11 protein-coding genes, 1 tRNA gene and 1 pseudogene are annotated in these 13,005 nt (G+C 72.4%); 3 read left to right on the top strand and 10 right to left on the bottom strand.

The window, feature by feature from the left end; all coding sequences use genetic code 11:
• The 3 genes from RWM17_RS07295 to RWM17_RS07285 all read right to left on the bottom strand — a co-directional run.
• On the bottom strand, window positions 1-327 hold a 327-nt coding region (locus tag RWM17_RS07295; RefSeq protein WP_314102348.1), incomplete at its 3' end, for a hypothetical protein.
• 216 nt (window positions 328-543) lie between these two features.
• On the bottom strand, window positions 544-1,434 hold the full coding sequence (locus RWM17_RS07290) for an inositol monophosphatase family protein (protein ID WP_314102347.1): 891 nt from the start codon (window positions 1,432-1,434) through the stop codon (window positions 544-546).
• Window positions 1,435-1,539: 105 nt separating this feature from the next.
• Window positions 1,540-1,621 (bottom strand) — tRNA-Tyr (locus RWM17_RS07285).
• Between the two features lie 308 nt (window positions 1,622-1,929).
• Between RWM17_RS07285 and RWM17_RS07280 the strand changes: the two genes are divergently transcribed.
• A complete protein-coding gene (locus RWM17_RS07280) occupies window positions 1,930-2,841 on the top strand; it encodes a type IV toxin-antitoxin system AbiEi family antitoxin domain-containing protein (RefSeq protein WP_314102345.1) in 912 nt (303 codons plus the stop codon).
• Window positions 2,842-3,006: 165 nt separating this feature from the next.
• Here the strand turns inward: RWM17_RS07280 and RWM17_RS07275 are convergent, their stop codons facing one another.
• From RWM17_RS07275 to RWM17_RS07260, 4 genes are all read right to left on the bottom strand, one after another.
• A complete protein-coding gene (locus tag RWM17_RS07275; RefSeq protein ID WP_123546714.1) occupies window positions 3,007-3,495 on the bottom strand; it encodes a YajQ family cyclic di-GMP-binding protein in 489 nt (162 codons plus the stop codon).
• Between the two features lie 145 nt (window positions 3,496-3,640).
• Complete coding sequence (locus RWM17_RS07270) at window positions 3,641-5,056, bottom strand: FAD-dependent oxidoreductase (RefSeq protein ID WP_314102343.1); 1,416 nt, start codon at window positions 5,054-5,056, stop codon at window positions 3,641-3,643.
• A 106-nt stretch (window positions 5,057-5,162) separates the two neighbouring features.
• On the bottom strand, window positions 5,163-6,254 hold the full coding sequence (locus RWM17_RS07265) for a polyprenyl synthetase family protein (RefSeq protein WP_314102350.1): 1,092 nt from the start codon (window positions 6,252-6,254) through the stop codon (window positions 5,163-5,165).
• Window positions 6,255-6,300: 46 nt separating this feature from the next.
• Window positions 6,301-7,032: a demethylmenaquinone methyltransferase gene (locus RWM17_RS07260; protein WP_314102342.1), complete on the bottom strand. Its 732-nt coding sequence runs from the start codon at window positions 7,030-7,032 to the stop codon at window positions 6,301-6,303.
• Between the two features lie 52 nt (window positions 7,033-7,084).
• Between RWM17_RS07260 and RWM17_RS07255 the strand changes: the two genes are divergently transcribed.
• Together RWM17_RS07255 and RWM17_RS07250 are read left to right on the top strand one after the other, a co-directional pair.
• Complete coding sequence (locus tag RWM17_RS07255) at window positions 7,085-8,317, top strand: isochorismate synthase (RefSeq protein WP_314102340.1); 1,233 nt, start codon at window positions 7,085-7,087, stop codon at window positions 8,315-8,317.
• Window positions 8,314-9,750: an MFS transporter gene (locus RWM17_RS07250; RefSeq protein WP_314102338.1), complete on the top strand. Its 1,437-nt coding sequence runs from the start codon at window positions 8,314-8,316 to the stop codon at window positions 9,748-9,750. Before RWM17_RS07255 ends, RWM17_RS07250 begins: the two co-directional genes overlap by 4 nt.
• Before the next feature lie 49 nt (window positions 9,751-9,799).
• Here the strand turns inward: RWM17_RS07250 and RWM17_RS07245 are convergent, their stop codons facing one another.
• From RWM17_RS07245 to RWM17_RS07235, 3 genes and pseudogenes are all read right to left on the bottom strand, one after another.
• A complete protein-coding gene (locus RWM17_RS07245) occupies window positions 9,800-10,900 on the bottom strand; it encodes a DUF418 domain-containing protein (RefSeq protein WP_314102336.1) in 1,101 nt (366 codons plus the stop codon).
• A 74-nt stretch (window positions 10,901-10,974) separates the two neighbouring features.
• Entirely contained in the window at window positions 10,975-11,826 is an 852-nt protein-coding gene (locus tag RWM17_RS07240) for a PPK2 family polyphosphate kinase (protein WP_314102335.1), read from the bottom strand.
• 134 nt (window positions 11,827-11,960) lie between these two features.
• Window positions 11,961-13,005 (bottom strand): annotated as a pseudogene (locus RWM17_RS07235) (2-succinyl-5-enolpyruvyl-6-hydroxy-3-cyclohexene-1-carboxylate synthase); the annotation flags it as partial.

The raw sequence follows: 13,005 nt of genomic DNA, 5'->3' as shown, positions 1-13,005 counted from the left end.
GCGCTCGGCCCTGGTGGCGTGGGCCGGGGCCGGGGCCGTCTCGACGGCGGCGGCCGACGTGACGGGTGCGGGCACGACGGCCACAGGCACGGGCACGTCGGCAGCAGGAGACGCGACGGGGGCAGACACGGAAGCGGCGGGGGCAGACACGGAAGCGGCGGGGGCAGACACGGATGCGGCGGCGCGACGCTCGGCCTCACGGGCCTCGCGGCGGGTCAAGAAGACCTGCTGCGCCGGGGTTCCGGTCGCGTCATCCCGCTGATCGACGGGTGCACGACGCGACTGCTGGTCGCCTTCATGCTCGGCGATGGGGTGGGACTTCGACACGGGTGATGGATCCTCGGGGTTCGGGCGGGAGAGGGCTCATCGGCTCTCGAGGTCGACATCGTGACCACTCCGGACCAATGTCACGGAGAAGTAACGAACTCGTCAAGGGTAGCCGCTCGTTCACCAGATGGCTACCCGCCTTCGGGTGCCACGGCGACGTGGACGCAGGGCTTCTCGCAGGAATACCTGATCAAGGGCCATTTGTCGAGACGCAGGTCAGAACCGCGCACCCTCGAGGAGAGCGTCGGCCGCCCGGGCGACGTTCGGTGCCGACGCGACCACGAGCCTGCCGCTCGGCGCCTGGCCCTCCTCGCCGCGCACCACCGCGCCGGCCTCCTGCGCGACGAGCACGCCGGCGGCGTGGTCCCACGGCTTGAGGCCACGTTCGGCGTACACGTCGAGACGACCGGCCGCGACGGCGCAGAGATCGAGGGAGGCGGCTCCCAGGCGACGAAGGTCGCGCACCTGCCCGATCAGGCGGCCCACCACGGCGGCCTGCTCGACCCGCCGGTCGGCCTCGTACGAGAACCCCGTCGCGAACAGCGACTCGGCGAGCGAGGCGGGGGCGGACGGGACGAGACGTTCCTCGCCCAGCCAGGCGCCGCCTCCTCGGCTCGCCGTGAACACCTCGCCCGAGAGCGGGTTCGCGACGCAGGCGGCGAGGGCCGACCAGGTGAGCGGATCGGGGCCGCCCTCGACGACGGCGACGCTGACCGCCCACTGTGGGATCCCGTAGAGGAAGTTGACGGTGCCGTCGATCGGGTCGACGACCCAGGTGAGTCCCGTGGAGGAGTCGTCGGGGTCGCCCTCCTCGCCGAGGAAGCCGTCGCCGGGACGCAGCTCGGCGAGCCGGGCACGGAGGAACGACTCGACCTCGCGGTCGGTGTGGGTGACCACGTCCACGAGGCTGCTCTTCGTGTCGGCGACCTCGACCCCCTCGGCGCGCCGCGCGGCCGCGAGCCGAGCTGCGGCCGTCGTGACGTCGACGGCGAGGGCCAGGAGCTCGGCGATGCCCTGCGGGCCGGTGTCGGCGCTCGGGCTGGTGTCGGCGCTCGTGCCGGTGTCGGCGCTCGTGCCGGTGTCGGGGCTGGTGCTGGTGTCGTCCATGGGGCCTCCTGGCGGTCGTGCTCGATCGACCGCGGAAACGACGAACGGACCCGATCTCTCGAGTCCGTCGTGGTGTCGCCTGCTCCGAGAGGAGCGATGGAACTGTGGCAAGTGAGGGATTCGAACCCCCGAAGGCTACGCCAGCTGATTTACAGTCAGATCCCTTTGGCCGCTTGGGTAACTTGCCATGCACGCCCGGCCCATGTAATCACCGACCGGAGGCGCCAGACAAATATACAGCCTCCGGCGGCTCCCGTTGACCACCCCGCCCCTCCCCCTCCCTCCGGCCTCCTTCTTCCAAAATTTGAGAGCGATTCCCGCCTTCCTGCCGCCGATCATCAAGCCCTGCCGTCGTCAGAGCGCGGATCTGTCTCGGTTTGCTTGATCGACTTGATCGACACGGTCGACCCTCCCCCGGCGCCTGGGCACCTCGTCTTGTCCACAGCACGCTCTGCGTCGCGCGAGAGACAGCAGCGGGTTCAGCACTCTCAGCTGATGGACGCTCTTCTCTCCGAGCCGCTGGCTCGACACGGTGGCCTCGCTTCACGCCGTCAGCTCCTACAGGACGGGGCCTCGCAGGAGCTGCTGGACCGCACGTGGCGCGCTGGTGATCTGCTCCGCGTCCGCCACGGCATCTACGCGGCGCCGGATCTCCCGCGGGAGATCATCAGGTCCGCCCGCGTAGGCGGCGCCCTGGCCGGCCCGTCTGCGACGGCGCTCATCGGCGGATGGCAACCGCACGGTGCGCCGTTGTTCGTCAGCGTGCGAGCGAACGACCACCGACTCCGTCACCCCGACGACGCGGGCCGCCGCCTCACCCGACGAGACGAGTCGGTCGTCGTCCTCCGCGACGCGCACCACCTCGACCCGCTGGCCGACGGGCTGGTCGTGTCGCCAGTCCCTGCAGTGGCCCAGTCCCTGTTGCACCTCCCCGTGTGGGAAGCAGTGGCCGTGCTCGACTCGGTCCAACGTGCGGGACATGTCGTCGACCCCGTAGACATCGAGTTGGTTCGCCGACGGTTGCCTGCTCGCCTGCGCGCCGCGGTCGATCTCGCAGACCGCCGGGCGGAGTCGGGGACGGAATCGATCGCACGCGTTCGACTCGCGGACGCGGGGATCGGGACACTCGTGCAACCGGAACTGACCACGTCGATCCGGTCGGATCTGCTCATCGGCGACCGGCTCATCGTCGAGTGCGTGAGCGTCGACCACCACTCCTCGCCCGCGTCGTACAACTCCGACCGACGACGGATCTCCGAGATGATCGTCCTCGGCTACACCGTGCTCGAGTTCCCTTACCCGGACGTCGTGTTCGCCTGGCCGGGTGTGCTCGCCACGGTCGAAGCGGCGATGTGGACACTGGGCATCTCAAAGGGAGACATTCCTCGGCTCCGCACACTGAGATGAACAGCACCGATGGTGGCTCGCGCTCGGATACCTCTCAAATTACGGCCCGACGGTGCCAGACCAGGGGCCGGGCCGGGCTGGGCGGGCCGCGTCGCTGCGGGCCGGGGCCTGGCCAGACCAGAAGCCGGGGTCGGCGCGGGCAGAAGCCGCGGGCCGGGCCGGCTGCTACCGGAAGTTGACGAACTGGAGGTCGACGTCGAGGTCGGCCTTCTTGAGCAGGGCCATGGTGGCCTGCAGGTCGTCACGGCTCTTCGACTGCACGCGCAGCTCGTCGCCCTGGATCTGGCTCTTGACGCTCTTGGGGCCCTCGTCGCGGATGATCTTGCCGATCTTCTTCGCGGCGTCCTGCTCGATGCCCTCCTTGAGGGCGGCCTCGATGCGGTACTCCTTGCCGCTGGCGAAGGGCTCTCCCGCGTCGAGGTGCTTGAGGCTGATGCTGCGCTTGATGAACTTCGACTCCAGGACGTCGAGGACGGCCTTGACCCGCTCCTCCGTCGACGCCTTGAGCAGCAGCTTCTCGCCGCTCCAGTCGACCGAGGCGCCGACGCCCTTGAAGTCGTAGCGCTGCTCGATCTCCTTCTGCGCCTGGTGGAGGGCGTTGTCCGCCTCCATCTTGTCGACCTTGCTGACCACGTCGAAAGAGCTGTCTGCCATGTCGACCAGCTTAGCCACGAGCGCCGGGGCGGGTGACGCGATCGCCGGGAGCGCTCCCCGGAGACGACGACGCGCCTCCTGCAGCCCGCCCGGGGGCAGGACGCAGGAGGCGCGGGTCGCCCCCCCGAGAGGAGGCGGCGGCACGTCAGACGGACACGACCGCCGCGTCGGAGTCGGAGCCCGCGTCCGGGCCCGCACCGGAGCCGGACCGCGAGACGCGGACCATCTCGTCGCGGGGCACGACCTTGACGCGGACGCGCTCGTGCTCGTGCTGTGCCCCGAGCGACTGCTCGTGCTGGTCGAGGCGGTGCCAGCCCTCGAGGTCGGTGTACTCGACGCCGCGCTGCTCGAGCAGGGCGGGGATCGCCTCGTCCGACGTGTCGGCGGGCTGCCACCAGCTCGCCTGGTCGTTGATGACGTGCTTGACGGTCTCCATGGCGTCGGACTTCGTGTGGCCGATGAGGCCGACCGGCCCGCGCTTGATCCAGCCGGTGGCGTAGACGCCGGGCATGATCTGGTTGTCGTCGTCCATGACCTGGCCCTCGTGGTTCGGGATCACGCCGCGACGCTCGTCGAAGGGGATGCCGTCGAGGGGCGAGCCGAAGTAGCCGACGGCGCGGTAGATCGCCTGCACCGGGACCTCGCGGATCTCGCCCGTGCCCTCGACGCCGCCCTGTCCGTCCGGCCGTGTGCGCTCGTACCGGAACGCCGCGACACGGCCCTCGTCGTCGCCGACGACCTCGAGCGGCTTCGCGTAGAAGTGCAGGTGCAGCCGACGCGACGCCGTGCCGACCTCGCGCTGACGCCACTGGTTCAGCACCTTGTCGATGACGAAGACCTGCTTGTTCGTCGCGATCGCGGTCTTCGAGGCCTCGTCGTGGTCGAAGTCCTCGTCGTGCACGACCATGTCGACGTCGCGCACCTCGCCGAGCTCGCGCAGCTCGAGCGGCGTGAACTTGACCTGGGCAGGTCCGCGACGGCCGAAGACGTGCACGTCGGTGATCGAGGACTGCTTGAGCCCGGCGTAGACGTTGTCCGGGATCTCGGTCGGCAGCAGGTCGTCGGCGTGCTTCGCGAGGATGCGCGAGACGTCGAGGGCGACGTTGCCGACGCCCACCACGGCCACCGACTGCGCGTCCAGCGGCCAGGTGCGCGGGAAGTCGGGGTGGCCGTCGAACCAGCTGACGAAGTCGGCGGCGCCGTAGCTGCCCTCGAGCTCGATGCCGGGGACGTCGAGGTCGGCGTCCTTGATGGCGCCGGTCGAGAAGATGACCGCGTTGTAGTGCTGCTTCAGGTCGTCGAGGGTGATGTCCTCGCCGTAGCGGACGTTGCCGAAGACCCGGATGTCGCCGCTGTCGAGCACGTCGCGCAGGGCGTTGACGATGCCCTTGATGCGGGGGTGGTCGGGTGCGACGCCGTAGCGGACCAGGCCGTAGGGGGCAGGCAACTGCTCGAACAGGTCGATCGACACGTCGAAGGCCTTCTCGGCCTTGAGCAGGATGTCGGCGGCGTAGATGCCGGCGGGGCCGGCTCCGACGATGGCCAGTCGAAGGGTTGTCACGAGTTGTCTCTCTCTGCTGGTGTACGGCGCGGAGGTGCCGGCCGTGCGGACGGTGCGGTGTCTGTGGGTGGGGGCGGGGAGCGGAGCCGAGGAGGCGCGCAGCCGGTCAGGCGGAGCGCTCGACCACCCGGTCGGCGAAGCGGGTGAGGGCCTTCTTGACGGGGCCCGCCGGCAGCGCGTCGAGGGCGGCCAGCGCCTCCGACGCCCACCGGTGCGCCTCGCGGCGCGTGCGGTCGGTGACCTCGTGCTCCCGGAGCTGACGGACGATCTCGGCGAACTCGGCCTCGTCGACCGGGTCGGCGCCGTCCTCGGCGGCACGGGTGGCGTCGACCACCTGGTCGATGACGCCCAGCAGGGCCGCCGCCTCCATGTCGGTCTGCGCCTCCTGACGGAGGTAGAGCAACGGGAGGGTGACCACGCCCGCGCGCAGGTCGGTGCCGGCGCGCTTGCCCGTCTCCTCGGCCTGGTCGGAGAGGTCGATCACGTCGTCGATCAGCTGGAACGCGATGCCGATCTTCTCGCCGAACTCGGCGACGGGGGCGAGGTACTCCCGGGGCGCCCCCGAGAACATCACGCCGGCACGGGCCGCGGTCGAGATCAGCGAGCCCGTCTTGTCGCCGAGCACGTCGATGTAGTGCGTGATGGGATCGTCGCCCTCGCGCGGCCCGACCGTCTCGTGCAGCTGGCCGAGGCAGAGCCGCTCAAAGGTCTCGGCCTGCAGCAGGATCGCCTCCTGTCCGAGGCCGGACACGATGGTGCTGGCCCGGGCGAAGAGGAGGTCGCCGGCGAGGATCGCGACGTTGTTGCCCCATACGGTCTGGGCGCTGGGCACCCCGCGGCGCATCTGCGCCTCGTCCATGACGTCGTCGTGGTAGAGCGACGCGAGGTGCGTGATCTCGGTCGCCTGGGCGGACGCGACGATGCCCGGGGTGGCGCCGTCGCCGAGCTGGGCGATGAGGAGGGTCAGGGTCGGGCGCACGCGCTTGCCTCCTGCGGCGAGCAGGTAGCGGGTCGTCGCGTCGGCGATCTCGTCGGCGAACGCGATCTCGCGGAGCAGGCCCTGCTCGACGAGCTCGAGGCCGTCGTCGACCGACTGCACGAAGCGCCGGTCGGAGGGCGAGGCGAAGAGCTTCTCGCCGAGTCCGAGCGACGAGCTCAGGGAGCTGCTGCGGCGGGTGAGCGGCACACTCGGGTTCACAGGGGTCACCTTCGTCTGGTCTGGTCGACCGCCCCGGGGGCGGCGGCTACTTCTTCTTCGCCGCGGAGGCGCGGGTCGACGGGTCGGCCGGCTTGCGGCCCCGGTGCAGGGCGACGATGCCCAGCGTCAGGTTGCGGTGCGCCACCCGGGTGAACCCCGCGCCGCGCAGCCACTGGCTCAGCACCTGCTGCTCGGGCCAGGCGTCGATCGAGTCGGCGAGGTACGAGTAGGCGGGCGTGTTGCTGCTCACGGCCCGGGCCACGACCGGCATGACGTGCCGCAGGTAGGTGCCGTAGGCGGCGCGGAGGGGGCCGAACGGCGGCGTCGAGAACTCGCAGACGACGAGACGGCCGCCGGGCTTGAGCACCCTGTGCATCTCGGCGAGCGCCTGCTTCGGCCGGTTGACGTTGCGCAGGCCGAACGAGATGGTGACGGCGTCGAAGGTCTCGTCGTCGAACGGGAGCTGCTCCGCGTCGCCCTCGACGAACTCGATCTCGGGGTGACGCTCACGGCCGACCTCGACCATGCCGTGCGAGAAGTCGAGCGCGACGACCTCGGCTCCCCGCGCGGCGATGGCCGCCGAGCTGGTGCCGGTGCCCGCGGCGATGTCGAGGACGCGGTCTGCGGGGCCCGCGCCGATCGCCTTGACGGTCGCGACGCGCCACAGGACGGCGTTGCCCGCGGAGAGCACGTCGTTCGTGCGGTCGTAGTGGCGGGCGACGCCGTCGAACATGGACGCTACCTCGTCGGGTTGCTTGTTCATATCGGCCTTGGTCACGATGGTCGATCCTACCGGCATGCCCCGTGCGTGGCCCGAGTAGGGTCGAACCGTGGTCCCCTCGTCGCTGCACGTCCCCTCCTTGTCCGTCCGCACCACGCAGATCGACCACATCAGCCCCCTCCTCGACGTCGTCGACCCGCGCAGCCCGCTCGTCTTCGTGCGGGGCGGCGCGGGCATGGCCGGCATCGGCGAGGCGCTGCGGCTCGAGTTCACCGGGCCCGACCGGATGCGCGACGCGGCCGTCGCCTGGCGCACGGTCGCGAGCCTCGCCTCCGTCGTCGACGAGGTCGGCGTGCCGGGGACGGGCCTGATGGCGTTCGGCTCGTTCGCGTTCGACGACGAGTCGGCCGACACGAGCGTCCTGATCGTGCCGCGCATCGTCCTCGGGCGTCGTGACGGCGTGGCCTGGATCACGAGGGTCGACGGGGCCGAGCTGCCCCCGGCGTCTCCCGTGGGCGCGTCGACGAGGCTCCGCATGGTCGACGGCGAGCTGTCCGGGCCGGGCTACGCGGCCGCAGTGGCGCAGGCCGTCCAGGCGATCCGGCACGGCGAGGTGAGCAAGGTCGTGCTGGCGCGCGACCTCGTGGGCAGGCTGCCCGCCGAGGCCGACCTGCGGCTCGTCGCCGCGACCCTGCTCACGGCCTACCCCGACTGCTACGCGTTCGCCGTGGACGGCCTGATCGGGGCCAGCCCCGAGACCCTCGTCCGCACGGAGCGCGGCGAGGTCAGCGCGCGCGTCCTCGCGGGCAGCAGCGCACGAGGCGTCGACGCCGTCACCGACGAGCAGGCCGCCCACGCCCTCGCCACCTCGACCAAGGACCTCGACGAGCACGCGTTCGCGCTGCGCAGCCTGCTCCTCTCGCTCGGCCCGCACGCGGACGACGTCGTGACGGGCGAGCAGCCGTTCACGCTGAAGCTGCCGAACCTGTGGCACCTCGCCAGCGACGTGCGCGGGCGGCTCACCGACGGGTCGTCGTCGCTCGACCTGATCGCCGCCCTGCACCCGACCGCGGCCGTGGCCGGCACCCCGACCCCGCGCGCGCTCGAGCTGATCCGGCGGCTCGAGCCGTTCGACCGCGGCCGGTACGCCGGGCCGGTCGGCTGGGTGGGCGCCGACGGCGACGGCGAGTGGGCGATCGCGCTCCGCTGCGCCCAGGTGCACGCCGACGGCACCGTCCGGGCGTTCGCCGGCGCCGGCGTCGTCGCCGAGTCCGTCCCCGAGCGCGAGGTCGCCGAGACGACCATGAAGTTCCAGCCCGTCGTCGGGGCGTTCTCGCTGTGACGTCGACCCCCGCGCCGGGGCCCGGAGCCGAGGAGGCGGCGGCCGCGCCGCGCTGGTCGCGACCGGTGGCGCTCGTGGTCGCGGCGGCCTTCTTCATGGAGAACCTCGACGCCACGATCCTGTCGACGGCCACCGCCTCCGTGGCTCGTGACTTCGGGGTGCAGCCCGCTCAGCTGGGGATCGCGGTCACCGGCTACCTGGTCGCCGTGGCCGCGTTCATCCCGCTGGGCGCCTGGCTCGCCGAGAGGTGGGGCGCACGGCGGGTGTTCCTCGCCGCGGTGGTGCTGTTCACGCTGGCGTCGCTCGCGTGTGCGCTCAGCCCCGACCTCGTCGCGCTGACGACGGCTCGGGTCGTGCAGGGCGCCGCGGGAGCGATGATGGTGCCGATCGGGCGTCTCATCGTGCTGCGCAGCACCGAGAAGTCCGAGCTGATCAAGGCGATCGCCTACCTGACCTGGCCGGCCCTGGCGGCCCCCGTCGTGGCGCCCCTGATCGGCGGCCTCCTCACCGAGCACCTCGGCTGGGAGTGGGTGTTCCTCGTCAACGTGCCGATCGGCGCCCTGCTGCTCCTCGCGGCGTGGCGGGTCGTGCCGTCGCCCGAGGTCGGCGACCGGCACCCGCTCGACTGGCCGGGGCTCCTGCTCGTCGTCGGCGCGATCGTCGCCCTCGTCGTCGCGTTCGAGCTGCTCGGCGACCAGGCGACCGTGCTGCTCGGGGCCCTGCTCGTCGTCGTGGCGGTGGCTCTCGGGCTCGCGGCCGGCCGGTGGTTCCGTCGAGCCAGGCACCCCCTCCTCGATCTCGAGCCCTTCCGGGTCGCGACCTTCCGGGTCACGAACCTCAGCGGCTCCCTCTACCGGGCCGTCGTGAACGGCGTGCCCTTCGTCGTCCCGCTGCTGCTGCAGGACGGCTTCGGCTGGTCGCCCGTCGAGGCCGGCCTGATGCTCATGTGGGTCTTCGTCGGCAACCTCGGCGTCAAGCCGTTCACGACTCCCCTGATGCACCGGTTCCGCATCGTGCCGATCATCGTCGTCGCCACCGTCGGGCTCGCCGCGACCTTCGTCGCCGCGTCGGTCGTCGGGCCGGACACGTCGCCCGTGCTCGTGGCCGCGATCCTGCTCGTCAGCGGCGTGTTCCGGTCGGTGGGGTTCACGGCCTACAACACCCTGCAGTTCGCCGACGTGCCGGCCGCACAGATCGCCCCGGCCAACGCCATCGCGTCGATCACGGGACAGCTCGCCGTGGGCCTCGGCGTGGCACTGACGGCGCTCACCGTCCGGGTCGCCGACACGGTCGCCACTGCCGCGGGCACGGGAGGCGCGGCCACCGGATACCAGGTCGCCCTCGTCGTCCTCGCGGCGCTGGCCCTCGTGAGCCTGCCCGAGGGGCTGCGGCTGCCGCGGGGCGCCGGAGACTCCCTCCGGAGCCGCGCCTAGCGACAGGCGGCCACGTCGCCCGCCTCGAGGGCCGTCGTCGTCGTCGGGCTCAGCCGCCCGCGAGCCGACGAGCGCCGGTCGCCACGAGCCACTCCAGAGGCCCCCGCCGGAACCGCCGACGAACGAGGAGGGCGACGACCACGAGGACCGAGGCGGACGCGGCGAAGACGGCGAACTGGCCTGCCTCCGTGGTGGCCAGGGGCAGCAACGCGAGGACGACCACGAAGTGCAGCAGGTACATCGTCAGCGCGAGCGCGCCCACGGCGGCGACGGGCTCGAGGAGACGGTGGGTCGACGAGGGGAGGGCCAGGACAGCGGCGAGCAAGAGCAGGCAGAGCCCCGTCGAGCCGATCATCTCGACCGGCGAGCCCGAGTGGGCCTCCGCGGACAGGAGCGAGGACGCGAGCGGGCCGAGGTCGACGACGGAGGCGAGCAGCGCCACGCCGTACGCGGCAGCGGCGCAGGACGCGCCCACGACGGCGAGGACGCCCACCCGCAGCGCCCCCTGGGCCAGCAGCCTGCCGACGGCGGCCCCGGCGAGCGAGGCGACCAGGTAGGCCGCAGCCTGGACGAGCACGTCGACGGTGCCCTGCGCCAGCGACGTGAGCACGTCGAACGTCCCCGCGTCGCGGGCCGTCCCCAGCAGGAGGCCCAGGGGTGCCGTCACCGCCGCCGCTGCGACGGCCGAGATCGCGAGCGTTCGCGGACGGAGGTCGACCACGGCGGCGAGGACGAGCAGGAGCAGCCCGTGGACGGGCAGGATCGTGACGATCGTCACGACGCCGAGCGCGAAGACGACCACGGCGCGGGGGACGAGGAGCGCTCGGCCGGTCACCTCGACGGCGCCGTCGGCGCGACGTCGCGATGCCGTGAGCCCGACCGTCACGCCGGCGACCAGGAAGAAGAGGACGGAGGTGTGGCCGACGACGACGGCGTCGACCACGGGGCTCAGGGCTCCGACGGTGTGCACGGCGACCATGCCCAGCACGGCGAGGCCCCGCACGACGTCGATCGCCACGATCCGGCCGGCCCCGCCCGGAGGGCGGAGGCGGACGGGGCCGACGGCCGGGCCCGAGACGGCTCGCTCAGAGGGGCGGGCCGCGTCGACGGCACCCGGGACAGAGACCGTGGAATGTGGAATGTGGGTCATGCCGCCAGCATCGGGGAGCGGGCGACGTGGTCGCGTCCTCCCCCGGTACCGGAGGAGCGGCACGACGGGACCGACTAGGTCGAGGCGAGGCGGGTGCGCTCGAGCTCGACGTCGAAGTCGGCGGACGGCCAGTCGAGCCCGCGGGACGCGAGGGCGTCGACGAGGAGGCGCTGGACGGCCACCCGGGCGTACCACTTGCGGTCGGCCGGCACGACGTACCACGGCGCCTCGTCCGTCGAGGTGCGTCGCAGCGCGGTCTCGTACGCGCTCTGGTAGTCGTCCCAGACGAGCCGCTCCTCGATGTCGCCCGGGTTGAACTTCCAGTGCTTGTCGGGTCGGTCGAGCCGCTCGACGAGCCGTTCCTTCTGCTCGTCGCGAGAGAGGTGCAACATGACCTTGACGATCGTCGTCCCGGCGTCGACCAGCTCGCGCTCGAACTCGACGATCGCGTCGTAGCGCCGCTCGATCTCCTCCGGCGGGGCGAGCCGCCGGACCTTGCCGATCAGGACGTCCTCGTAGTGCGACCGGTCGAAGACGCCGATCATGCCCGGACCGGGCAGCTCGCGACGGATGCGCCACAGGAAGTCGTGGGCCAGCTCCTCCTCGGTGGGGGCCTTGAAGGCGTGGTGCGCGACGCCCTGCGGGTCGACAGCGCCGACGACGTGGCGCACGATCCCGCCCTTGCCTGCCGTGTCGGTGCCCTGCAGCACGAGGAGGACGTTCCCCTGCGACCCGCCGGTGCGGCTGCCCGCGAAGAGCTTCTCCTGCAGCTCGCCGAGGGTGTCACGACCCGACTCGAGCACCTGCGCGGCGTAGCGCTTGTCGCCGGAGAAGCCGGGGGTCGAGGCAGGGTCGATCTCGGCGAGGCTCAGCTCGGGGCCGGCACGGAGGATCTCGGTGGGCTGGGTCGTCCAGGTCTTGGCCATGGGCACGAGCCTACGGCCGGGGGCCGACGACCGCACGGGCGCGTCGATCGAGGGACGACGGGCGGGCAGGAGGCGCACGGTCCGCACGCGTCGCACGGTCAGCGCGCGCCGCACGGTCAGCGCGCGCCGCGCGGTCAGCGCGTGAGCGGCACCTCGATCAGCACGGGGCCGTCCCAGGCCCTCGCGAGCGCCTGGTCGAGCTCGGCACGCGTCGAGGCGAGCACGTGGTGCCAGCCGTACGCGGCGGCCAGCCCCGCGAGCCGGACACCGTGCGGCGTGAACTGCACGCGGCGCATGGCGTCGACCGGCGCCGTGGCCGCCACCTCGAGGCCGTCGAAGATCGTCCCCCCGCCGTCGTTGCCGACCACGACCTGCAGCCGAGGCCGCACCTCGCCGTCGCCGAACAGGAGCGAGCCGACGTCGTGCAGCAGGGTGAGGTCACCCAGGAGCACGCGGGTGACGCCCGGCGCCCCGTCGTCGACCTGGCTGGCGAGGGCGATGCCCGTGGCCGTCGCCACCGTGCCGTCGATCCCGGCGAGACCGCGGTTGGCGTGGACGCGGACCTTCTTGCCGGGCACGACCTCGTCGACCTCGCGGATGAGGCGGGAGGCGCCGAGGACCAGCCGGTCGTGCGGCCACGTCACGCGCCACAGGGTCTCGGCCAGGGCGCGACGGGTCACGGGACGCCGCAGCAGGGCGACCTCGCCCCGGAGGAACTCGGCCCGTGCCGAGCCGTCGTCGCTCGTGGCGGCCTCCAGGTCGGGCGCGGCCTCGTCGTCGCCGACTACCCGGCGTCCGGAGTGCACCCAGCGGCCCACCCAGGCGCGGTGGGCGCGGTCGTCGGGCGTGCCTCCTGCGGTCTCGACCACGTCGACGGCGGCGACGACCGTGGCCGACCGGCCCGGGTCGTACGCGTCGGCGGTCGCGCCGCGGACGACGACGACCTCGACGCCCGCGCGCGTGAGGAGGGCAGGGACCTGGCGGGTCAGGGTCGGGTGTCCGAGCACGACGACCCGACCCACGACGCCGCCGAGCTCGGCGTCGCCGAGCAGCGTGCGGAAGCCGAGCGCGAGGTTCGGGCCGAAGTGGGCCCCGCTCGAGACCTCGGCCACGAGCGGCGCGCCGAGGGCGCGGGCGAGCGCCTCCGCCTCGGGACCGGCCCCGTGGCCGGCGACGACC

This window comes from uncultured Frigoribacterium sp., assembly GCF_963515265.1.
In the GTDB taxonomy this organism is placed as follows: Bacteria; Actinomycetota; Actinomycetes; order Actinomycetales; family Microbacteriaceae; genus Frigoribacterium.
This window is presented reverse-complemented; position numbering and strand designations above follow the sequence as displayed.

Coding starts and splice junctions, on each gene's coding strand:
- RWM17_RS07245 (WP_314102336.1), bottom strand. CDS start 10,900: ATGACCCACATTCCACATTCCACGGTCTCTGTCCCGGGTGCCGTCGAC.
- RWM17_RS07275 (WP_123546714.1), bottom strand. CDS start 3,495: ATGGCAGACAGCTCTTTCGACGTGGTCAGCAAGGTCGACAAGATGGAG.
- RWM17_RS07240 (WP_314102335.1), bottom strand. CDS start 11,826: ATGGCCAAGACCTGGACGACCCAGCCCACCGAGATCCTCCGTGCCGGC.
- RWM17_RS07290 (WP_314102347.1), bottom strand. CDS start 1,434: ATGGACGACACCAGCACCAGCCCCGACACCGGCACGAGCGCCGACACC.
- RWM17_RS07280 (WP_314102345.1), top strand. CDS start 1,930: ATGGACGCTCTTCTCTCCGAGCCGCTGGCTCGACACGGTGGCCTCGCT.